The organism is Labedella endophytica (assembly GCF_003990045.1).
Taxonomy (GTDB): Bacteria; Actinomycetota; Actinomycetes; order Actinomycetales; family Microbacteriaceae; genus Labedella; species Labedella endophytica.
This window is the reverse complement of record NZ_RZGZ01000002.1, coordinates 1,063,519-1,084,042: the sequence shown is the minus strand read 5'-3', so window position 1 is coordinate 1,084,042 and position 20,524 is coordinate 1,063,519. Positions and strand designations below refer to the sequence as shown.

At 69.7% G+C, this 20,524-nt stretch carries 20 protein-coding genes; 6 read left to right on the top strand and 14 right to left on the bottom strand.

Annotated elements, in window-relative coordinates:
• Window positions 1-37 precede the first annotated feature (37 nt).
• The gene (locus ELQ94_RS08560; protein WP_127049157.1) at window positions 38-919 is read right to left on the bottom strand and encodes an SDR family oxidoreductase; all 882 of its coding nucleotides are present in this window, start codon (window positions 917-919) and stop codon (window positions 38-40) included.
• A 63-nt stretch (window positions 920-982) separates the two neighbouring features.
• Between ELQ94_RS08560 and ELQ94_RS08555 the strand changes: the two genes are divergently transcribed.
• Window positions 983-1,186, top strand: a complete 204-nt coding sequence (locus ELQ94_RS08555) for a hypervirulence associated TUDOR domain-containing protein (RefSeq protein WP_127049155.1) — start codon at window positions 983-985, stop codon at window positions 1,184-1,186.
• A gap of 27 nt (window positions 1,187-1,213) precedes the next feature.
• On the opposite strand, the gene ELQ94_RS08550 is transcribed toward ELQ94_RS08555, so the two are convergent.
• From ELQ94_RS08550 to ELQ94_RS08540, 3 genes are all read right to left on the bottom strand, one after another.
• Window positions 1,214-2,407, bottom strand: a complete 1,194-nt coding sequence (locus ELQ94_RS08550) for an NAD(P)/FAD-dependent oxidoreductase (RefSeq protein WP_127049153.1) — start codon at window positions 2,405-2,407, stop codon at window positions 1,214-1,216.
• 133 nt (window positions 2,408-2,540) lie between these two features.
• The gene (locus tag ELQ94_RS08545) at window positions 2,541-3,086 is read right to left on the bottom strand and encodes a Dps family protein (RefSeq protein WP_127049151.1); all 546 of its coding nucleotides are present in this window, start codon (window positions 3,084-3,086) and stop codon (window positions 2,541-2,543) included.
• A 73-nt stretch (window positions 3,087-3,159) separates the two neighbouring features.
• Window positions 3,160-3,960 (bottom strand): SDR family NAD(P)-dependent oxidoreductase, encoded by an 801-nt coding sequence (locus tag ELQ94_RS08540; RefSeq protein ID WP_127049149.1) that lies wholly within the window; start codon window positions 3,958-3,960, stop codon window positions 3,160-3,162.
• Window positions 3,961-4,238: 278 nt separating this feature from the next.
• Between ELQ94_RS08540 and ELQ94_RS08535 the strand changes: the two genes are divergently transcribed.
• The 4 genes from ELQ94_RS08535 to ELQ94_RS08520 all read left to right on the top strand — a co-directional run bounded on the left by ELQ94_RS08535 (window position 4,239) and on the right by ELQ94_RS08520 (window position 6,472).
• On the top strand, window positions 4,239-4,946 hold the full coding sequence (locus ELQ94_RS08535) for a helix-turn-helix transcriptional regulator (RefSeq protein ID WP_127049147.1): 708 nt from the start codon (window positions 4,239-4,241) through the stop codon (window positions 4,944-4,946).
• Between the two features lie 77 nt (window positions 4,947-5,023).
• Window positions 5,024-5,401 (top strand): VOC family protein, encoded by a 378-nt coding sequence (locus ELQ94_RS08530; protein WP_127049145.1) that lies wholly within the window; start codon window positions 5,024-5,026, stop codon window positions 5,399-5,401.
• An 83-nt stretch (window positions 5,402-5,484) separates the two neighbouring features.
• The gene (locus ELQ94_RS08525; RefSeq protein ID WP_127049143.1) at window positions 5,485-5,787 is read left to right on the top strand and encodes a hypothetical protein; all 303 of its coding nucleotides are present in this window, start codon (window positions 5,485-5,487) and stop codon (window positions 5,785-5,787) included.
• Window positions 5,788-5,845: 58 nt separating this feature from the next.
• Complete coding sequence (locus ELQ94_RS08520) at window positions 5,846-6,472, top strand: DUF1349 domain-containing protein (RefSeq protein ID WP_127049141.1); 627 nt, start codon at window positions 5,846-5,848, stop codon at window positions 6,470-6,472.
• On the opposite strand, the gene ELQ94_RS08515 is transcribed toward ELQ94_RS08520, so the two are convergent.
• Genes ELQ94_RS08515 through ELQ94_RS08495 form a run of 5 tightly spaced genes read right to left on the bottom strand, consistent with a single transcriptional unit; the run spans window position 6,469 to window position 11,553 of the window.
• On the bottom strand, window positions 6,469-7,104 hold the full coding sequence (locus tag ELQ94_RS08515; protein WP_127049139.1) for a Pr6Pr family membrane protein: 636 nt from the start codon (window positions 7,102-7,104) through the stop codon (window positions 6,469-6,471). The two genes, ELQ94_RS08520 and ELQ94_RS08515, sit on opposite strands and share 4 nt — an antisense overlap.
• Window positions 7,105-7,151: 47 nt before the next feature.
• A complete protein-coding gene (locus tag ELQ94_RS08510; protein ID WP_127049137.1) occupies window positions 7,152-8,027 on the bottom strand; it encodes an SMP-30/gluconolactonase/LRE family protein in 876 nt (291 codons plus the stop codon).
• Window positions 8,024-9,889 (bottom strand): glycoside hydrolase family 15 protein, encoded by a 1,866-nt coding sequence (locus ELQ94_RS08505; protein WP_127049135.1) that lies wholly within the window; start codon window positions 9,887-9,889, stop codon window positions 8,024-8,026. The genes ELQ94_RS08510 and ELQ94_RS08505 overlap by 4 nt, the downstream gene beginning before the upstream one ends.
• Before the next feature lie 9 nt (window positions 9,890-9,898).
• Window positions 9,899-10,807, bottom strand: coding sequence for a serine hydrolase domain-containing protein (locus tag ELQ94_RS08500; RefSeq protein WP_127049133.1), 909 nt, complete (start codon window positions 10,805-10,807; stop codon window positions 9,899-9,901).
• A gap of 20 nt (window positions 10,808-10,827) precedes the next feature.
• The gene (locus ELQ94_RS08495) at window positions 10,828-11,553 is read right to left on the bottom strand and encodes an AAA family ATPase (RefSeq protein ID WP_127049131.1); all 726 of its coding nucleotides are present in this window, start codon (window positions 11,551-11,553) and stop codon (window positions 10,828-10,830) included.
• A 103-nt stretch (window positions 11,554-11,656) separates the two neighbouring features.
• Between ELQ94_RS08495 and ELQ94_RS08490 the strand changes: the two genes are divergently transcribed.
• The gene (locus ELQ94_RS08490) at window positions 11,657-11,950 is read left to right on the top strand and encodes a DUF2510 domain-containing protein (RefSeq protein WP_127049129.1); all 294 of its coding nucleotides are present in this window, start codon (window positions 11,657-11,659) and stop codon (window positions 11,948-11,950) included.
• Between the two features lie 13 nt (window positions 11,951-11,963).
• Here ELQ94_RS08490 and ELQ94_RS08485 read toward each other — a convergent pair whose 3' ends face one another.
• From ELQ94_RS08485 to ELQ94_RS08465, 5 genes are all read right to left on the bottom strand, one after another.
• Window positions 11,964-13,448, bottom strand: coding sequence for a sugar porter family MFS transporter (locus ELQ94_RS08485; RefSeq protein ID WP_127049127.1), 1,485 nt, complete (start codon window positions 13,446-13,448; stop codon window positions 11,964-11,966).
• A 231-nt stretch (window positions 13,449-13,679) separates the two neighbouring features.
• Entirely contained in the window at window positions 13,680-15,986 is a 2,307-nt protein-coding gene (gene purL / locus ELQ94_RS08480; RefSeq protein ID WP_243696924.1) for a phosphoribosylformylglycinamidine synthase subunit PurL, read from the bottom strand.
• A gap of 258 nt (window positions 15,987-16,244) precedes the next feature.
• Window positions 16,245-16,517, bottom strand: coding sequence for a hypothetical protein (locus ELQ94_RS08475; protein WP_243696923.1), 273 nt, complete (start codon window positions 16,515-16,517; stop codon window positions 16,245-16,247).
• A gap of 358 nt (window positions 16,518-16,875) precedes the next feature.
• A complete protein-coding gene (locus ELQ94_RS08470; protein ID WP_127049119.1) occupies window positions 16,876-18,654 on the bottom strand; it encodes an ABC transporter ATP-binding protein in 1,779 nt (592 codons plus the stop codon).
• Window positions 18,651-20,309, bottom strand: a complete 1,659-nt coding sequence (locus ELQ94_RS08465) for an ABC transporter ATP-binding protein/permease (protein ID WP_166404697.1) — start codon at window positions 20,307-20,309, stop codon at window positions 18,651-18,653. Before ELQ94_RS08465 ends, ELQ94_RS08470 begins: the two co-directional genes overlap by 4 nt.
• Between the last annotated feature and the right edge of the window lie 215 nt (window positions 20,310-20,524).

The window sequence follows — 20,524 nt, the reverse complement described above, 5'->3', positions numbered from 1 at the left end:
ATCGAGTGCGGGGACGCTTTCTGTGTGGTGCTGAGGGTCAGTGACCCGTGGTGCCGCCGTTCACGACGATGGTCTCGCCGCTCGTGTAGCTCGACTCGTTCGACGCGAGGTACACGTACGTCGACGCGAGCTCGGCCGGCTGGCCGGGGCGGCCGAACGGGGTGTCCTCACCGAAGGACTCGAGCTTCTCCGGGGGGACACTCGACGGCTGCAGCGGCGTCCAGAACGGGCCGGGTGCGACGCCGTTCACGCGGATGCCGCGGGGGGCCAGCTGGCCGGCCATCGCACGCGTCCAGTTGGTGATGCCGGCCTTGCTCGTGGCGTACTCCGCGAGCGAGGGCGACGGCTGGAAGCTCTGGATGGAGCCCGTCGTGATGATGCCGGAGCCGGGCTCGAGGTGCGGCGAGGCCGCCTTCGTCAGCCAGAAGAGCGAGTAGACGTTCGTCTTCATGACGTGGTCGAGCACGCCCGTGTCGAGGTCGTCGATGCTGTCGACGGTCGGCATGATGCCGGCCACCATGACGAGCAGGTCGATTCCGCCGAGCTTCGACACCGTGTCGGCGACGAGCTGCTGGCAGACCTCTTCCTTCGAGATGTCACCGGGGAGGAGGGCGACGGTGCGTCCTGCCTCCTCGACGAGCTTCGCGGTGTCCTCGGCGTTCTCCTGCTCCTCGGGGAGGTAGCCGATCGCGACGTCGGCGCCCTCGCGGGCGAAGGCGATCGCGACGGCGCGGCCGATGCCCGAGTCGCCACCGGTGATGAGAGCGCGGCGACCGGCGAGACGGCCGTGGCCCTCGTAGGTCTTCTCACCGTGGTCGGGGGTCGGGTCCATCTTGTAGAAGTCTCCGGGGACCGGCTGCTTCGTGCCCGGGAACGGCGGCTGGGGGTGGGCGGTGGTGGGGTCGGTCAGGTGTGACATGTGGTTCTCCTCGTATCGCGCAACGGGTTCCGGAGGATTCCGGACGCTGCATAGGTTGCTGGAATGGCTATCTCAAAAGGTGACAAGGTGTCGTGGAACACGTCTCAGGGCAAGACGCACGGAAAGGCCGTGCGGAAGCGTGTGAGCGAGTTCGAATTCGACGGGCAGACGTTCAAGCCCACCGATGACGATCCGTACTGGATCGTCGAGTCGGAGAAGTCCGGTAAGGAAGCGGCTCACAAGGAGTCGTCCCTCACGGCGGAGTGAGCCCAACTCGGCCGTCCGAGGGTGTCGTCAGGCGACCCCCGGGCGGATGCGACCGATGAGTTCCGCGGGGTCGGCCGGCGGGTTCGCGAGCACCTCGCGGGCTTCGTCGGTTCCACCGTCCGTGCGCCACAAGAGCACACCGGCGGGGCGCCCCTCGTCCAGGTAGTAGATGACGCCCGACTCGAGTTCCTCCGTCCAGTCCTCGACGGTCTCGAGCTCGGCGTCGAGCGTGCCGACGGCTTCCCACGAGAACTCGAAGACGTCGGAGTAGAACAGCGGCGTGTGCGTGTACGGCTCGTCGGCTCCGGCGAGCGATCGTCCGGCGGCGCGGCCCATCTGCTCGGCGTTGTCGACGTGCTCGACGCGAGTGCGACCCAGGATCGCATCCGGGTAGGACGCGACGTCGCCGGCCGCCCAGATGTGCTCGTCGGTGGTGCGGAGCCGCTCGTCGACGACGATGCCGTCGTCCACCATGAGTCCGGCGGCCTCGGCGATCCCCGTGACCGGCGTGACACCGAGACCCGTCACGACGACGTTCGCGTCGATCGAGGTCCCGTCGTCGAGCCGCAGGGTGACGGTGTGGTCGTCGAGCTCCACCGTCTCGACGCGCCGGCCGGAGCGCACGGTCACGCCCGCGGCGCGAAACCGGTCCTCCACGTGGTGGGCGAGGTCGGCGGGGAACATGGACCCGCCGAGCGTCTCGTCGGGGGTCACGATCGTGACCTCGGTCTCGTTCTGGATGAGGGCGGCCGCGAGCTCCTGGCCGATGTAGCCGCCACCCACCACCACGGCACGCACGCCGGCGCCGGAGCGCTTCCGCAGTGCGTGGTAGTCCTGGGCGCTCCGGAACGTGATGACGCGGTCGTCCGTCTCGCCCTCGAGGCTGTGCGGGGTCCCGCCCGTCGCGATCAGGAGGCGCTCGTACGCGACCGTCTCTCCGTCCGCTGTCGTGACGGTACGCGCGGCTCGGTCGATCGCCGTGACCTCGGTGGAGAGACGCACGTCGGCGCCCGTCGCCTCAGCGGTGCCGAGCGGCACCTTGTCCCACGTGAACTCCTCGTCCGTCCACAGCTTCTTCGTCAGGGCGGGTCGCGTGTACGGCTCGTCGACGTCGGCGCTGAGGACGACGATCGAGCCGTCTTCGTCGAGCTCGCGGATGCCGCGGGCGGCCGAGTCGGCGACCATGCCGCCGCCGATGATGAGGTACTTCACGGGGTCCATGTTCCGGTTCTCCTGACGGGGGTCGACGGGTGTGAGGGACGTTGAGGGTGTTTCTGGGGAGCCCGACGGGTCAGCCCCACGTGCGTCTCCACGCGTGGGGCTGCCGATCGGCTGCGCCGATGTGGGGGTTCGCTCAGCTGAGGCGCTTGGCGGTGCGGTTCTCCGCACCCACCATCCACGCGTACTGCTCGAGCTTCTCGATGATGCCGTGGAGGATGTCGGCGCTCGTCGGGTCCGCGTCGTCGATCGTGTCGTGGACCTCGCGCATGGTGCCGACGGTGGCCTCGAGGCGCTGGACGACGAGGTCGACGGCATCCGTCGTGTCGATCTCGCCGTGGGGGAACTCCGGCAGGGACGTCGTCGCCGACACAGTATCGCTACGGCCGTCCGGCACCGCGTGGAGCGCGCGGAGTCGCTCGGCGACCTCGTCGCTGAACTCGCGCGCTGCGTCGATGATCTCGTCGAGCTGGAGGTGCAGGTCGCGGAAGTTCCGGCCCACGATGTTCCAGTGGGCCTGCTTGCCCTGGAGGTGCAGTTCGATGAGGTCGACGAGCACGGCCTGCATGCTGTCGGTGAGTTCCTTCGTCGCCACGAAGCCCTTCTCGGCGTTCTGGCGGCGGGTCTTCTTCGCTCCGGCGTCGGCGGGGGCGGTGGTGGTGCGGTCGAGTGTGTCCGTCATCTCTTCTTCTCCTTTGTGCCGCGGGTATCGCGGCGTCGTCGTTGATGGATGGGGGTCGGGGAACCGGTGAGGGTCAGATCGTGGCGACCGAGCCGGAGTCGACCCGGTAGTTGGAGCCGTTCACGAACGAGGCGAGGTCGGAGCAGAGGAACGCGACGACATTCGCCACTTCTTTCGGCTCTCCACGGCGCTTGAGCTCCATGTAGGGGCGCTCCTGGTCCAGGAACGACTTGATGGCCGTCTCCTCGTCGGTGCCGAGCTCGCCGGCACGCTTCGTCATCATCGCGTCCGTCATGGGCGTGTGGATGAACGCGGGGGAGACGGCGTTCACGAGCAGGCCTTCCGTGGCGTAGCTGCGCGAGAGGCCCTTCGCGAGGGCGAGCACGCCGGCCTTGGCCGAGCAGTAGGGGAGCTCGTCGTCGTAGGGCTGCACGGCGTCCTCGCTCGCGAGGAACACGAGCCGTCCCCATCCGCCGGAGCGGAGGTCGGGAAGGAACTCGCGCACGAGCCGGACCGGACCGAGCAGGTCGACCTCGAGGGTGTCCACCCAGCCGGCGTCGTCGATCTCGTGGAAGAGACCCTGCGCGCCGGTGATGCCCGAAGACTGAACGAGGATGTCGATCTCGCCCACGGCCTCACGTGTCTGGGAGTGGAGGGTGGCCAGGTCGTCGACGCTCGTGATGTCGGCCGAGAAGGCGAACAGCTTGCCCTCCGGGGCGTCGAGCTTCGCGGCCGCCTCGTCGAGCTTGGCCTGGTCCTTGTCGGAGATCACGACGGTCGCGCCCTCGGCGAGGAGGATGCGGGCCGTGTTCCAGCCGATCCCCGAGTCTCCGCCGGTGATGAGTGCAGTCCGTCCGCTGATTCCGAGGTCCATGTGTCTCCGTCTTCGTATCGTCGTGCTGTGTCTGTTGCGTTGCGTTCCCGCATCGCTCGTTATCGAGTGTTCTCCTCCTGAGGCGGGATCGCAGGGGGTTGCGCACGCTCACCCGGCGGGCGACGGCGGACGCCGTCGGCCTGAATTGCCCGATCATCGGCGGATTCGTTTCGAGGTGCGATCGAGGTCTCCGATCCGACACTCAGGAACGTCTCAGGCGGACGCCGTGAAGCCGTGGAGTGGGGACGCCGTTCCTGCCTCGAAGCTAATGTCGAGGTGTGACGCGCACCGACAGGCTGTACGCCCTCGTGGAGGAGTTGCGGGCCGTGTCGCCGCGGCCCCGGAGCGCGCGGTGGCTCGCCGAACGGTTCGAGGTCAGTTCGCGAACCATCGAGCGGGACATCTCGGCACTGCAGCAGGGCGGGGTTCCGATCTGGGCGGAACCCGGCCGCACCGGCGGATACTGCCTCGACGCGGCGCGCACCCTCGCGCCCCTCGGATTCACGGTCGACGAGGCGCTCGCCGTGATGATCGCTCTCGGGACGTTGGCGACGAGCCCGTTCCGCGATTCGGCCACGTCGGCCCTCCGCAAGGTCCTCGCGGTCATGGAGGATCGTAGCCTGCAGCAAACGGCGGAGCTCGCCACCCGCATCCACCTACTGAGCGACGACAGGTCGAATGAGGCACCGCCGAGCGTGGCCTACGCGCTCCGGACAGGGCACGTCCTCCGGCTCTCCTATATCGACCGCGACGGAGAGGCCACAATGCGCGATGTCGAGCCGATGGGGTTCGTCGGCAAGGGGAACGACTGGTACCTGATCGCGTGGTGTCGGCTCCGCGATGGGCTGCGTGCGTTCCGCGGCGACCGCATGGTCCAGGCGGAGATACTGGGCGAGCGAGCACCGCGGCGACCGCTTCGAGCGGAGGATCTCGGCATCGTCGAGGGACGGTTGCGAGCGGTCGGTCTGGGCGACGACCCGACCTAAACACCGACACGACGTTGTCGTCCGAGGACACGAGGATGAGGTCGTCGTGCCGGACGGTGCGACGGAAAGGGAAGACCATGGACCTCGCATCGATCCGCATCATCACGCACGACGTCGACCGACTCACCCGCTTCTACGAGGCGGTGACGGGGACGACCGCGACGCGGCCCGCGCCGGTGTTCGCCGAGATCCGAACGGCGTCGGGCGCCGTCGCGATCGCAAGCACGGCGACCGTCGCGATGTTGGGCGCCGACGCACCGCAACCGGGCCGGAACAACTCGATCATCGTGGAGTTCCTCGTAACCGATGTCGACGCGGAGTTCGCTCGCCTCCACGACGTGCTCGAGGACATCGTGCTCGAACCCACCACCATGCCGTGGGGCAACAGGTCCACCTTGTTCCGTGATCCCGACGGCACCCTCGTCAACCTCTTCTCGCGGCCGGCCCCGCGATGATCGGGGGAATCGACCGCGCGGACAGGCTCATTGCCGGGTCGCTCGTGCGGAGCTAGATTCGCGACAACAGGATGGAGGGGCAGATGTCTTCTCGTCGAGTGCTCAGTCGCGTCGCCGCCGGGGTGTTGCTCGCGAATGCCGTCCCGCACGGTGTCGCGGGTGTGCAGGGTCGGCGCTTCCCCACGCCATTCGCGTCACCACCCGGCCGGGGGCGGTCCTCGCCCGGGCTGAACGTCGTGTGGAGCGGGATGAACGTCGTCGGGGGAATGGTCGTCCTCGGGAGGCGCACCTCCGGTCGCGAGTGGTTCGCGGTCGGGGCGGGGGCAGCGGTCATGGGCGTGTTCCTGGCGCGATTCTTCGCGGACACGCCGGCGCCTCGCAACTGACCCCGGGGGTGCTCGTCGCTGCGGTAGCGCCGAATGCGCCTCCTCGATAATGGTGTCCATGAATCACAACACGCTGCAGCTCGCCGACGTCCCCTTCCCGCTCGTCCCCAACGAGGACTGGGTGTGGCGGAGCGACGCCAGCTCCGTGTCGGTGACGGCGAAGCCCCACAGCGACTTCTTCGTCGACCCGAGCGGCGGCGACGGCGGGGTCGCGGCCGAGTCGCAGATGAATGCGGTCGCGGTGCTCGGCGACCCGCCCGCCGGCGACTTCGCGTTCTCCGCGCGCGTCGGCGTCGACTTTCGCGACACCTTCGACGCCGGCACGCTCTTCCTCTGGGCGGACGAGACGCACTGGGCGAAGCTGTGCTTCGAATTTTCCCCCGACGGTACCCCGATGGTCGTAACCGTCGTGACTCGCGGGCTGTCCGACGATGCGAACGCCTTCGACGTCGCCGGCCGCGAGGTGTGGTTGCGCGTCGCGCGTCAGTCCGGGGTATGGGCCTTCCACGCCTCCGTTGACGGCGAGCGGTGGAGCTTCGTCCGGGCCTTCTCCTTCGGGCCGCTCTCCAGCGGCGTGCGCGTGGGCCTCGAGGTGCAGAGCCCGATGGGCGACGGGTGCGACGTGACCTTCTCGGACGTCGCCTTCCGCTCCGTCACGTTGGCCGACCTCCGCGACGGGTCCTAGGGGCGCGACGCACGGGTCGCTCGTGCGGGGTAACGGCTGCACCACCACACGATCACACCCGCGAGAAGCAGCGCGCCCAGGAGACCGGCGACGTTCAGGGTCAGCGAGAGGGCCCCGCGCTCCGGCAGGAGGAAGCCGTACGGCACCCAGCCGTCTGTCACCCCGCGGATCAGGACGACGGCGACCCACACGGCCGGGTACGGCAGGATCAGCCACAGCCGGTGCCAGGGCAGGGCGCCCCTGTCACCGATCAGCACCCAGTCGAGCAGCACCAGCACGGGGACGATGAGGTGGAGACTCACGCTCACCCACGGCGGAGCGGAGCCGGTGCCGGGAACGAAGGCGTTGTAGACCACAGCGATGACGAGCAGGCAGGCCGTCGCGACGGCGCGCGACAAAAGGAGCCAGCCCGGCACCCGTCGTCCGGCACTCCCGGAGAGACCGGTGGAGATGAGGACGAAAGCGGTCAGCAGACTCGTCAGGTTCGTGAAGTAGCCGAAGAAGTCGAACGGGTTCCGGTCGCCACCCTCGAGGTATGCGAACCCCAGAACGCCGAGAATCGCGACCCCGAGCCCCAGCCGCGCCACGGCGACCCACCGCGCGGCGACGGGGGCAGCGTCCGCGGAGGTCATACCGGCGACAGTACCGCCCCCCCGCTGAGACCAGACCCTCCGCCCACCTACCCCGCGAACGCATTCACCGGCAGACCCGGCACGTCGAGACGGAGGGTGAAGATGTCGCCGCTGCCCGGCTTCGCCTCGAGGTCCTCCTCGGTGAGGTTCTCGCGGGCGGTGCCGACGAAGAGGGTGCGGAGGTCGGGGCCGCCGATCGTCACGCCCGTCACGTTGGGGGCGGGGACCTCCACGGTGCGGTCGATCGTGCCGTCGGGCGCCCAGCGCACCACGACGCCCTCACCGTAGAGGCCGTTCCAGAAGTAGCCGTCGGCGTCGCGAACGAGGCCGTCGGACGGCTTGCCCACGAGGAACGGCGTGAGCTCGCCGATGGGGCCCGTCTCGTCGTACGGTGCGCGGAAGACGGTGGAGACGTTCGTGTCCGTGACGTAGATCGTCTCCGCGTCGTCCGACCATTCGAGCCCGTTCGTCGTGCCGAAACCGCTCGCGAGCGTCTCGATGGATCCGTCCGCGGACACGCGATGGAACTCGGCCACGGGGTCGTCGCCGACCACGACCATGCCGCCGATCACGAAACGGCCGAACGGGTCCACCTTGCCCTCGTTCACCCGCAGGCCCTCGTGGCGGAGCGGGAGCGTCGCGAGCTCGCGCTCGACGGCGCCGTCCGTGTCGAGGAGGAGGACGCGATCGCGGTCGCCCGCGACGATGAACCCGCCACCGGCCCGCGGCTGCACCGCGGAGACGGGCGGCGGCAGCGTGATGACCGTGTCGTCAGACCCGTCCACGGATCCGTCGAGCGGGCTGATGTGGACGGTGCCGGCGGTGATGTCCACCCAGCAGAGCGCGCCGAGCCCGGCATCCCAGTAGGGGCTCTCGACGAGCACGGCGCGCGAACGACGGAAGGTGTCCAGGGGATCGGTCATCGTGTGAGCTCCTCGATGGTGATGGCGGCGTTGATGAGGGCGAGGTGGCTGAGGCCCTGGGGCAGGTTGCCCCAGAACTCGCCCGTCGTGGGGTCGAGCATCTCGGAGTACAGGCCGACGTCGTTGGAATACGACAGCATCCGGTCCATGAGCGCGCGGGCATCGTCGACACGGCCGGTGCACGCGAGGGCCGAGGCGAGCCAGAAACCGCACGCCACGAACGGGACCTCCTCCGTCTCGACCCCCGAGTAGCGGTAGGGCGGCCCGTCCGTGCCGAGCTCCGCGATGATCGCGTCGATCGTCGAGGCCATGCGCTCACCGCGGTCGAAGCCGCTCGGGGCGTGGAGGAGCACGGAGGTGTCGAGCTCGTCGCCGCCCGCGAACATCGTCCAGGCCTGCTTCTCTTCCGACCAGCAGTTCTCCCACACCCACGTGTGGATGCGGTCGCGTTCCGTGCGCCACCGGTCGACGCTGCCCGTGAGGCCGCCGACCTCGGCGAGATGCACGGCGGCGTCGAGCGCCTGCCAACAGCCCATCATGCTCGAGGTGTGGCGGTTCAGGGCGGGCAGCTCCCACATGCCGGAATCGGGGCGCCGCCAGAGGTCGCACGTCGTGTCGGCGGTGGCGGCGAGGAGGCGCCGCGTGGGCACGTCCAGCACGTTGCCGGCGTCGACGTGCAGGCGGGCGATGTCGAGCAGGTCGCCGTAGACGCCGAGCTGCAGCTGCTCGCCCGCGGGGTTGCCGGTGACGACGGGGCCGATGCCACGCCACCCCGGAACCTGGTGCTCCACCGGGTCGCCGGGCGGCCGGCCGTGCAGGTCGAAGAAGACGCGCAGCGGCGTGCCGTCCGCCTTCACCGTGCGGAGCATCCATGAGAGAGCCGCCTGGGTCTCCTCGCGCAGACCGAACCGCACGAGCGCGTGCGTCGTATAGGCGAGGTCGCGCACCCAGGCGAAGCGGTAGTCCCAGTTCTTCCCACCCGTGCGACTCTCGGGCAGCGACGTCGTCGCGGCGGCGGCGATCGAGCCCGTCTGGCTGTGGATGAGGAGCTTGAGCGCGAGCGCGCTGCGCTGGACCGCATCCGCCCACGGTCCGTCGTACGTGAACACCTTCGACCACTGCCGCCATTCGTCCACCGTGCGCTGCACGCGCTGCACGGCCTCTTCCGGATCGGGCACGTGCAGGGGCTCGTCATGGGTCGCCGCGATCACGAGCGCGTGGGTCGAACCCGCGCTCGTCTCGAAAGCGCCCTGCGGCATGCCGTCGCCGTCCTCGCCGATCTCGCGGCCGTCCGTCGGGCGCTCGGTCTCGCCGGGGCCGTGATCGCAGCCCGCGACGGCGATCGACACGGAGTCCACGTGCAGCACGGCGCATTCGTCCGGCCCGGGATCGGTGGGCTTCTCGGGGTCGTCGCCGATCGTCGGCAGATACTCGACCCACGGGGACACGGTGCCGAGGGCGGTGCCGGGGCGCACCACCCAGCGCATCTTCACGGAGCCCTTCAGCCCCTCGATGCGGCGCGCGAGCTCCGTCCACGGCAGTGGTCCGGCGACGCCCGTGACGAGGGCGTCCGTGACGCGCACCGTGCCGGTGTCGGTCGTGAAGGTGGTCTGCAGCACGTTCGTGCCGTCGAGGTACCGTCGCGATGAGCGGAACTCGCCCTCGGGACACAGCTCGATCCGTCCTCCACCCTCCTCGTCGAGGAGCGCCGCGAACACGGGCACGCCGTCGAGTGCCGGAACGGGAAGCCAGTCCACGCGTCCATCGGGGCGGATGAGGGCGGCGGTCTTCCCGTCTCCGATCACGGCGTAGTCGCGCAGCGGTGCGTAGTCGTCGGACGGGGAGGGGGGAACGGCCTTCATCCCCTCACCCTAGGCAGGGTGGGGTGGCAGGCGGGGTGGCTTGCGCTCAGGCGCGACCTCGGTGAGCAGGGCGACGACCGACGCCGCGATACGATCGGCGCCCTCGTGGTCGTGCGCGGTGAAGGTCACCACGGCGTCGCCCACGAAGATCAGCAGTTGCCCGTAGGCGCCGTGGAGGCGCCAGCCTGCGCCCGGGCCGTCCCAACCGGCGAGGGCGTAGCGGTCGTAGCCGGGGTTCACGCCGGCGGTCACCCAGCCGGAGTGCATCGCGTCTATCCACTCGGCTGACACCAACTGATCACCGCGCCAACGACCGCGGTCACGGATCAATCGGCCCACGCGGGCCATCTCCTCGGTGCGGAGAGCGAGCCCCTCACCGGCCGCGACGAAGCCGAGAGGGCAGCGAGCCCACGGGACGTCGTGGATGCCGAGAGGGGCGAACAGCTTCCGGTCCACGTACGCTCCGACGTCGCCGACACGAGTCTCGAGCATGCGCATCGCCGTGTACGTGCTCGCGGTCGCGTACTGGAAGACGGGGCCGCGTGACGGCCTGCTCAGGAATTCGAGCGCCAGGTCGGGCCAGTCGGTCAACAGGGTGGGCGACCACGGCAGATCGACGCCACTCGACATGCTGAGGAGCCGTCGTAGCGTGACCTCCGCGGTGCCGTCGCCGAACGCCGCGTCCGGGAACGCCTCCCCGACCGTCGTCTCCATCGAGATCAATCCGTCTTCGGCGGCGAGGCCGACTGCCAGCACGCAGATGCCCTTCGCGACCGAGTGGATCTCCTCGCGCACGTCGTCGGTCCAGCGGTGGCCGGCCTCGTCCTCGCCGATGAGGACGTGCAGGCCGTGGGCGCCGAAACCCTGTACGGCGACCTGCTCGACGATGCGGTCACGGACGGTTTCAGCTCGGGTCACCGCTCCAGTCTGCCGAACGATCACTCTGCGAGGTGACGGAGGTAGCGCCCGGGTTCGTCGAGGAAACGCCGCCAGTGCTGCACGACGTCGAGATCCTCCCACGTGCTCGGGCGGATGCCCCACGGCCCCGTCTCGAGGATCCGGGCGCCGGGGAGCGACGCGAGCACGGGTGAGTGGGTGGCGCAGAGTACCTGTCCGCCCTCGGAGACCACCCGCTGCAGCGTCGCGATGAGAGTCAGGACCGACGAGAACGACAGGGCCGCTTCGGGCTCGTCGAGGCAGAAGAACGCCGGCCCGTCGAAGCGGCTCTCGAGGATCGCCAGGAACGACTCCCCGTGGCTCATCTCATGGAAGGTCGGCTCGCCCCTCATCGACGGGTTCTCCTCGAGATACGTATAGAAGGAGTGCATCGTCTCGGCTCGGAGGAAGAATCCCCAGCGGTTGGCACCGAGACCCCGCCGGATACGGAGCCAGTCCGACAGCGGCGATTCCGACGCCCGGGTGGAGTGGTGCGCGAACGTCGACCCGCCTTCCGGCGACATCCCGTAGGCGAGAGCGATGCCCTCGAGGATGGTGGACTTGCCTGAGCCGTTCTCGCCCACGAGGAACGTGACGCCGGGGGAGAGCTCGAACCCCTCCCCGAGCAGCTGCCGGACCGCGGGGATCGTCGCCGGCCACTGACGCTCGTCCACCTCGGCGTCGGCGTACCGATCCACGCGGATCACCGGAGCCTCACGCCATGCCATGCGTCCAGTGTGTCACCGTCCCCGTCACGGACAACGATCGCTCAGCGCCGTTGCCCCGACGAGTATTGCGGGAGCATCGAGGGCCGGCGCGATAATGAACCCCATGAACGCACCCCCGAACTGGTACCCCGATCCGTCGACGGCGGGAATGGTCCGGTGGTGGGATGGCTGGCGCTGGACGGAACACACCCAGCCGGCACAGGCGATCGCACCGTCCGGTCCGCGGCCGGCGAATACGAGCTACGCCGCGGCCTGGTGGATCGGCGGCATCTCGTTCGCGTTGCTCGTGATGGCCGGAATCGCGCTGATCCTCGCCGTCGTCATACCCCTCGCCCCGTTCCTCAACCTCGAGACGTGGCAGGGCGTCTATTGCGGCGAGACGCAGCAGTGCGACTAGGCGGGTCTCGCCGCTAGCCGCGCGCCTTGTCCGACTTGGCCTTGGCCTTCGCCTTGTCGGAGTCGGCGAAGAGGGTCTCCGCCTGCTCGAGCTCCATGCCGTTCGTCTCCGGGATCTTCTTCCACACGTAGAGGAACGACAGCGCCGCGAGGGCCGCGTACATCCCGTACGTGAGGGTGAGGGACAGCTCGGACAGCGGCGGGAACGTCACCGTCACGAGGAAGTTCGCGATCCACTGCGCACCGGCGGCCACGCCGAGCGCCTTGGCGCGGATCCGGGTCGGGAAGATTTCGCCGAGCAGCACCCACACGAGCGGTCCCCACGAGGCGCCGAAGCCCACGACGAAGAGGTTGGCCGCCACGAGGGCGATCGGTCCCCAGGCACCGGGGAGGGAGACGTCATCGCCGGAGCCCTCCGAGAACGAGAACGCCAGAGCCATGGCGCCGAGCGACAGCGTCATGAGCAGCGACCCGCTCAGGAGGATCGGCTTCCGGCCCACGCGGTCGACGAGGACGATGGCGACGATCGTCACGAGTACGTTCGTCACCGAGGTGATCACGCTCACCGTGAGCGAATCGGACTCACTGAAACCGACGGCCTTCCACAGGCTCGTGGAGTAGTAGAAGATCACGTTGATGCCCACGAACTGCTGGAACACCGACAGGATGATGCCCACCCAGACGATCGGCAGCAGGCCGAACGACTTCCCGCGCAGCGACGCGTTCGCGTTCTTCTTGTCCGCGTCGATCGCGGTCTGGATGTCGCGCACGGCGCGGTCGAGGTCGTCCTTCGGCACGAGCCGCGCGAAGATCTTCCGCGCCTCGTCCGTTCGACCCTTCGTGAGCAGGTAGCGCGGAGACTCGGGCATCGTCACGGAGAGGATGCCGTAGACGGCGGCCGGCACGACGCCCACGAGGAACATCCAGCGCCACGCCTCGAGGCCCCAGAAGAGCTGCTCGGAGGCGCCGCCGGCGATGTTCGCGAGGAGCGCGTCGCTCAGGAGAGCCGTGAAGATACCGAGGGTGATGGCGAGCTGCTGGAGGGAGCCGAGGCTGCCACGGATCTGTCGCGGTGCGATCTCCGCGATGTACGCGGGAGCCACCACGGACGCGATACCGATGCCGATGCCGCCGACGATGCGCCAGACGATGAGGTCCCACGGGCTGAAGGTGAGCGCGGAGCCGATCGAGTTCGCGAAGAACATGACGGCACCGATCATCATGACGCGGCGGCGGCCCCAGCGGTCGGACAGGTTGCCGGCGATGATCGCGCCGACCGCGCACCCGAGGAGCGCGACCGCGACGACGAAGCCCGTGAGCGCGCTGCCGAGCTCGAAGTTCCCGTCCACCGCATCGACGGCGCCGTTGATGACGGACGAGTCGAAGCCGAAGAGGAAGCCACCGACCGCTGCGGCGATCGAGAGCGCGATCGCTCGTCGACCGTACGGAGTCTTGACGGTGAAGCGGGCGTCGTCTGAGGTCTTACTGCTCTCGGTCACCCGAACACGTTAGTACCGTCCGAGCGCGATGGTGCAACGGTGGACAAGATCGGGTCGGGGGGATACGCATCCGCTCGCATGGATCGCTCCGCTCCCTGGCTTCCGTCGCCGGTCTCCGGCCTCCGGCCTCCGGCCGAGTGGACGCGAATCGTCGCCACGGAGCGCCCCACGCGACACTTCACGTCCACTCGGGCTCGAGTCAGACTCCGAGTGGACGCGACGCAATCCGGATCAGAGCGCGGCACCGCCGAAGTGCGCGGGGAGGGTGGCCTCGGAGCGGGCGCGGAGGTCGTCCGCCTCGATCGTGAGGACGTCCTGGATCTCGAGCGCCGTACCGTCGGTCACGCCGATGCGCAGCACCGGGTAGCCGCGCACGTCGCACAGCGCCTGGAAGCGCACGTCGTCCTCGCGCGGGACCGAGACGATCACGCGACCCGTCGACTCGGAGAAGAGCGCGGTCGTGAGGTCGATGCCGTCGCGCTGCATGATCTCACCGAGCCACACACGGGCGCCGACGCCGAAGCGCATGACGCTCTCGGCCACGGCCTGCGCGAGGCCACCGTCCGACAGGTCGTGCGCCGAGGCGAGGAGCGACTGCTGCGACGCGGCGTGGAGGAGCCCCGCGAGCTGCTTCTCGGCGGCGAGGTCCACGGCCGGCGGGCGACCACCGAGGTGTTCGTGCACGGTCGCGGCCCAGGCCGATCCATCGAACTCCTCGGCCGTGGTGCCGAGCAGGTAGATGTTGTGGCCCTCGTCCTGCCAGCCCGACGGCACTCGGCGCGCGACGTCGTCGATGATGCCGAGCACGCCCACGACGGGCGTCGGGAAGATCGGGGTGTCGCCCGTCTGGTTGTAGAACGAGACGTTGCCGCCCGTGACGGGGATGCCGAGCTCGAGGCACGCATCCGAGAGTCCTTCGACGGCCTGCGAGAACTGCCACATGACCTCGGGGTTCTCCGGGGAGCCGAAGTTGAGGCAGTCGGTGACGGCGGCCGGGACGGCGCCCGAGACGGCCACGTTGCGGTACGCCTCCGCGAGGGCGAGCTTCGCACCCTGGCTCGGGTCGAGCTGGCAATAGCGGCCGTTCGCGTCGGTCGCGATCGCGAAGCCGAGACCGGACTCCTCGTCGACGCGGATCATGCCGCCGTCGTCGGGGAAGCTCAGAGCGGTGTTGCCGAGCACGTAGTAGTCGTACTGGTCGGTGATCCAGTTCTTCGACGCGAGGTTCGGCGATGCGACGAGCGCGAGGAACTGCGAGAGGATCTCGTCGCTCGTCTGCGGGCGGGGGAGCGTCGAGGCGGTGTCCGCGTTGAGGGCGTCGATCCACGTGGGGTAGGCGACGGGGCGCTCGTACACGGGTCCGTCGATCGCGACCGTGCGCGGGTCGACGTTCACGATCTCCTCGCCGTGCCAGTCGATCACGAGGCGACCGGTACCGGTGACCTCGCCGAGCACACTCGTCTCCACGTCCCACTTCGCGGTGACGGCGAGGAACGCGTCGAGCTTCTCGGGCTCGACGATCGCCATCATGCGCTCCTGCGACTCCGACATGAGGATCTCCTCGGGCGTGAGTGAGGGATCGCGCAGGAGAACATGCGAGAGCTCGACGTGCATTCCGCCGTCGCCGTTCGAGGCGAGCTCGCTCGTGGCGCAGGAGATGCCGGCGGCGCCGAGGTCCTGGATCCCCTGCACGAGGTCGTCGCGGTAGAGCTCGAGGCAGCACTCGATGAGCACCTTCTCGGCGAACGGGTCGCCCACCTGCACGGCCGGACGCTTCGTCGGGCCCGTGCTGTCGAACGAATCGGACGCGAGGATCGAGGCGCCGCCGATGCCGTCGCCGCCGGTGCGGGCGCCGAAGAGCACGACCTTGTTGCCCGCGCCGGTCGCGTTGGCGAGGTGCAGGTCCTCGTGGCGCAGCACACCCACGGAGAGTGCGTTGACGAGCGGGTTGCCCTGGTACACCGGGTCGAAGTAGGTCTCACCGCCGATGTTCGGCAGCCCCAGGCAGTTGCCGTAGAAGGAGATCCCGGAGGTGACGCCGTGCACGACGCGCGCCGTGTCCGGGTCGTCGATCTTGCCGAAGCGCAGCTGGTCCATCACGGCGACGGGACGAGCGCCCATCGAGATGATGTCGCGCACGATGCCGCCGACGCCGGTGGCCGCGCCCTGGAAGGGCTCGATGTAGGAGGGGTGGTTGTGGCTCTCCACCTTGAAGGTGACGGCCCAGCCCTCGCCGATGTCCACGACGCCGGCGTTCTCGCCCATGCCCACCATGAGGTTCTTCGTCATCTCCGGCGTGACCTTCTGGCCGAACTGGCGGAGGTAGATCTTGCTCGACTTGTAGGAGCAGTGCTCGCTCCACATGACCGAGTACATCGCGAGCTCGCCCGAGGTGGGGCGGCGTCCGAGGATCTCACCGATCTTCGCGTACTCGTCGGGCTTGAGGCCGAGGGCCCCGTACGGCTGCTCCTTCTCCGGCGTGGCTTTCGCGTTCTCGACGGTGTCGGCGACGGCGGTGGGGGACGCGGGGGTGCTCACGGCGCTTGGGGCTCCTCGATACGGGCGGACATCGCGTGGAAGGGGGGTGGCGGTGCGGTGACGACGTGTCGAGTCGATCCTACCCGCGCGGGAGCCCGCCTCTTCGGCCACGGAGCTATCCGTATGGATGCCGGGGGCGTCCATACGGACAGCAGATCCATCCATACGGACGGATCTGCTCACACGGCTTAACGGACGAAGCCCCCGCCCCGGGGTTACCGGGACGAAGGCTTCGACTCCTCCGACTGAGGTGTGACGTCAGGCCGGAAGTGCGAGGGAGAAGCGGACGGCGTTGTTCTCGTCGAGCTGCGCATCGAGGATGCGGTCGGCGAGGGCCGTTGCGGCCTGCTCCTCGAGGAAGACGCGTGCTCCCTCTCGTTCGACGATCTGGTCGGCGGCCTCCGGAGCGGGGACCACATCGACCGCGAAGTCGGTGGTGCTGTCGGCCTGACTGATGCGCAGGCCGCCTTCCGTCGTGCCGACGGACTGGTCGGTGATGGTGCGGACGAGTGTGCTGGCGGTCTCGGTCATGGTGAGCATGAATCGTCTCCTGACGTGTCGTTTTGCGGTCTCGTTCGCAGGCTACGATTCCCCTCGCTCGGGGGGCTCGTCAACCCGAGCGGTGCCTCTTTGTGGGAACTCCCACGCAGCGCACACGGGGCACGGAGGATCGCGCTCGCGCACCCGGGCCGTGTTCCGAGTGGTCGCAATCTGTCGTGCAGAGGCGCCGCTGACGACGATTCGCGTCCACCCGAGAATGGCAACCGCATCGGGTGGACGCGAATCGTCGCCTCGCCATCCCCGACACGACCGTTCGCGTCCACCCGAGACAGCCCTCTCCGCGAGTCGACGGGCCGATAGAGCCGACGCGATGTCCCCGAGTGGCTGGTCAGACGCGCGCGAGGAGCGAGGCGAAGGGGCCATCGGCGTCGGCGAGGGTGCGCGGGACACCGCGTTCGACGACACGGCCGCGGTCGAGCACGAGCACCTCGTCGGCCCCGAGTACCTGGTCCACACGGTGGGTCACCTCGATGATCGTGCGGCGACCCGCTGCCCAGGCGGCGAGCCGCTCGCGGACCGTCGCCTCGGTCGCGGGGTCGAGCGCACCGGTGGACTCGTCCAGCACGAGCACGTCCGGATCGGTCACGACGGCGCGCGCGAGGGCGAGGCGCTGCAGCTGACCGCCGGACAGGCGAGCGCCGCGTTCGCGAAGGGGGGTGTCGAGTCCGTCCGGAAGTGAGGAGACGAACTCGTCGAGTGCTGCGGTGTGCAGCGCGGCGGCGAGCTGCTCGTCGCTCGCGTCCGGCGCGCCGAGCAGGACGTTGTCCCGCAGGGAGCGCCCGAACACGAACGGTCGCTGGTTCACGATCGCGACCCGGTCGCGGAGCTCGCCGAGCGGCAGGGTGCGCACGTCCGCGCCCTCGAGCCGCAGGGAGCCGTCCGTCGGATCCCACGTGCGGGTGAGGAGGGAGGTCAGCGTGGACTTTCCGCTACCTGACACCCCCACCACGGCGACGTGGGCGCCGCGGGGCACGGACCAATCGACGCCCGCCACGGCCGCGCTCGCGCTGCCGGGATAGGAGAAGGAGACCCCGTCGAAGCGGACCACGTCCGTAGTGGAGGAGGAGGTGCGGGCAGCGTGGGAATCCGTGGGGGCACTCGTCTCGGCGACGACGGGTTCGCGCTCGAGCACCTCGAACAGTCGCGCGGCGCTCGCGAACGAGGCGTCGAGGTCGGCGACGAAACCGTCGACGGCGCGGGTCGGTCCGGCGATACCGATGAGCACCGCGATCGCGACGGCGATGTCGGTGGCGTCGATCGCGCCGGTGGCCGCGCGCTCCGACCCCATCACGAGCAGCGCGACGATGCCGCCGAACTGCACCGCCTGCACGAGGGCTCCGCGGAGGCCGGCGACGCCACTGACGCGACGGGCCGCTCGAGCGGACGATCTCCCGAGAGCGTCGAGCTCGGCGAGGCGTGCGTCGCGGTGGTCGAAGCCGAGGATCTCGCGCACGCCCGCGATCGAGTCGGACACATGCCCGGCGATCCGTCCCGAGGCGGCGCCCCGCTCGCGCGTCGCCTTCCAGGTGAGGCCGCCGGAGAGGAACGGGATCACGGCCACGACGAGCACCGGAACGGGCAGCATCACGAGGGCGAGGGTCGGGTCCACGGCGATCGCGGTCCACACGAGGGCCACGATCGGCACGACCACGGCGGAGACGGCCGGCGGCACGGTATGGGCGAAGAACACCTCGACGCGGTCGATGTCGCGCGTGGCGCGAGTGCTGAGATCGCCGCTCGAGGCGCCGTCGGTCGCCGCCGGAGCCTGGGGCGCGAGGCGCGCGAAGAAGAGGCGTCGGAGGGACGCGAGCGCCGCGAACGCGACGTAGTGCCCCGAGTACTGCTCGAGGTACCGCAGCACCGCCTTCACGAGCGCGAGCACGACGAGGGTCGTCACCGTGGGCCACAGCACGTCGGTGTTGCCGGTGGTGAGGGCGCGCACGACTCCGTCGACGGCGATCACGAGGAGCGCGACGCCCACGAGCTGGCCGATCACGCGCAGCACGATGGCGAGGCCGAGCGGCTTCAGCAGGTCACGGGTGTGGTGGAGGAGCCAGCGGGCGAGGCCTGCGCGTCCAGGTGTCGTGTGTCCGGGTGTCGCGGTCATGATGCGCCTCCGAGTTCGATCACACGGTCGACGTCACGGATCGCGCTCGAGCGGTGCGCGACCGTCAGGACGGTGCGGTTCCGGGAGAGGGTGCGGAGGGCGTCGATGATGAGCGCCTCCGATTCGAGGTCCACCTGGGACGTCGGCTCGTCGAGCACGAGCACGGGGGCGTCGCGCAGCAGCGCGCGGGCGATCGCGATCCGCTGCACCTGGCCACCGGAGAGGGAGAGGCCGCGCTCGCCGACGGGGGTGTCGAGTCCCTTCGGCATGCGCTCGACGTCGGCGGTGAGGCCCGCCGACGCTATCGCTTCGTGGAGCTCCGCGTCGCTCGCCTCCGCTCGTGCGACGCGCAGGTTCTCGGCGATGCTCCCCGAGAAGAGCACGGTCTGCTGGTCGACGACGGTCACGAGCGAGCGCACGGACTCGCCCGCCGCCTCGCGCGTGTCGAGGTTGCCCACGAAGACGGCGCCGGAGGTGGGCAGCAGGTGGCGACTGAGGAGGGCGACGATCGTCGACTTGCCGACGCCGCTCGGGCCGACGAGCGCCACGTGCTCTCCCGGCTCGATGCGCATCGAGAGCCCCTGCAGCACGGGCCGGCCCGGGTCGTAACCCGCGGTCACGCTGTGCAGCTCCACGGCGAGGGCGCCGTGCTCGCCGTGTCCGCTCGTCGAGCGGGGGGCCGCGAGGCGGCCGGCCGGCACGGTGGGCTTCTCGGCGAGCACGCCCGAGAGGCCGCGTTCCGCGGCCCGCCCGGTCGCTCCGATGTAGAAGAACTGGCCGACCACGTCGGCCGGACCGGTGAGCAGGGTGGAGAGGAGGACGAGGGCGACGGCCTCGCCGAACGTCAGCGCGCCGTCGAGCGACCTCACCACGGCGAGCGTCGCCGCGAGGGCGAGCGTACCGAGCGAGAACGCGGCGTCGACCACGAGGATGAGGAGCTGGTTGGCCGCCAGCAGGCGCATCACCTGGCGGCGGTTGTCCTCGCCGCGGGCCGCCAGGTCGCGGGCTGTGCGGTCCTCCGCGCGGTGGAGCACGAGAGTCGAGAGCCCCTGAACGGCCTCGAGGAACGCGGCCGAGAGCATGCCGGCGCTGCGCCGGTACGAGCCGCTGACCTTCCGGAACGCGCGCTGGAAGCCGCCGACCACGAGGGGGATCACCGGGATCGCGATCGCGAGCCAGAGCGCCGCGATCGGATCGATCGCGATGCCGATCACGACGATCACGAGCACCGGTCCCGCCATCGTCGCGGCGATGGGGCCCATGAAGCCGGCACGGTATCCCGCAGCCTTCTCCACGTCCGTCGTCGCGGCCGAGACGAGCTTTCCGGAGGCCGCATCGGAGCGGCGGGCGACGCCGAGGTCGAAGACCTGTCCGAGCACGAGGCCGCGCAGGCGCCGTTCGGTGACACCGACCGACCGTGCGGTGACCTGCGACGAGATCAGACCGCACAGCACGGCGACGAGGGGGAGCGCGCACAGCAGCGCGAGATCGGTGGACGTGGCGGTCGCGCCGTCGGCGATCAGGTCGAGGAACCGACCGACGAGAACGAAGAACACAGCGAGCGATGCCGCCGACACGAGCCCGAGCACGATGGGCGCGACGATCGCGCTCCGCGGGGTCGCCCCGACGACGCGCTCATCGAGCGGAACGTCCATCGCCGGCGCACCGGGTCGTCCCCCGGGGTGACCACCTGGACGTCCGCCCGGGTGTCCGGTTCCAGCGGATCCGCCGGGGGTCGCCGGGCGCGCAGGGCGACTGGTCGGAGAGGAGGTCATGACCCCATCATCTCCCGGGAGATGACCCGTTCCGTCCGGTTGCGGACCGCCGCCCGATCTGCACGATGCCGTCGCGTGGTCTGCCGCGCCGCGCC

Bases quoted from the DNA above. Each gene is read 5' to 3' on its own strand.
- ELQ94_RS08560 (WP_127049157.1), bottom strand. From the start codon at position 919: ATGTCACACCTGACCGACCCCACCACCGCCCACCCCCAGCCGCCGTTC.
- ELQ94_RS08555 (WP_127049155.1), top strand. From the start codon at position 983: ATGGCTATCTCAAAAGGTGACAAGGTGTCGTGGAACACGTCTCAGGGC.
- ELQ94_RS08550 (WP_127049153.1), bottom strand. From the start codon at position 2,407: ATGGACCCCGTGAAGTACCTCATCATCGGCGGCGGCATGGTCGCCGAC.
- ELQ94_RS08545 (WP_127049151.1), bottom strand. From the start codon at position 3,086: ATGACGGACACACTCGACCGCACCACCACCGCCCCCGCCGACGCCGGA.
- ELQ94_RS08540 (WP_127049149.1), bottom strand. From the start codon at position 3,960: ATGGACCTCGGAATCAGCGGACGGACTGCACTCATCACCGGCGGAGAC.
- ELQ94_RS08530 (WP_127049145.1), top strand. From the start codon at position 5,024: ATGGACCTCGCATCGATCCGCATCATCACGCACGACGTCGACCGACTC.
- ELQ94_RS08525 (WP_127049143.1), top strand. From the start codon at position 5,485: ATGTCTTCTCGTCGAGTGCTCAGTCGCGTCGCCGCCGGGGTGTTGCTC.
- ELQ94_RS08520 (WP_127049141.1), top strand. From the start codon at position 5,846: ATGAATCACAACACGCTGCAGCTCGCCGACGTCCCCTTCCCGCTCGTC.
- ELQ94_RS08515 (WP_127049139.1), bottom strand. From the start codon at position 7,104: ATGACCTCCGCGGACGCTGCCCCCGTCGCCGCGCGGTGGGTCGCCGTG.
- ELQ94_RS08510 (WP_127049137.1), bottom strand. From the start codon at position 8,027: ATGACCGATCCCCTGGACACCTTCCGTCGTTCGCGCGCCGTGCTCGTC.
- ELQ94_RS08505 (WP_127049135.1), bottom strand. From the start codon at position 9,889: ATGAAGGCCGTTCCCCCCTCCCCGTCCGACGACTACGCACCGCTGCGC.
- ELQ94_RS08495 (WP_127049131.1), bottom strand. From the start codon at position 11,553: ATGGCATGGCGTGAGGCTCCGGTGATCCGCGTGGATCGGTACGCCGAC.
- ELQ94_RS08490 (WP_127049129.1), top strand. From the start codon at position 11,657: ATGAACGCACCCCCGAACTGGTACCCCGATCCGTCGACGGCGGGAATG.
- ELQ94_RS08475 (WP_243696923.1), bottom strand. From the start codon at position 16,517: ATGACCGAGACCGCCAGCACACTCGTCCGCACCATCACCGACCAGTCC.
- ELQ94_RS08470 (WP_127049119.1), bottom strand. From the start codon at position 18,654: ATGACCGCGACACCCGGACACACGACACCTGGACGCGCAGGCCTCGCC.
- ELQ94_RS08465 (WP_166404697.1), bottom strand. From the start codon at position 20,309: ATGGACGTTCCGCTCGATGAGCGCGTCGTCGGGGCGACCCCGCGGAGC.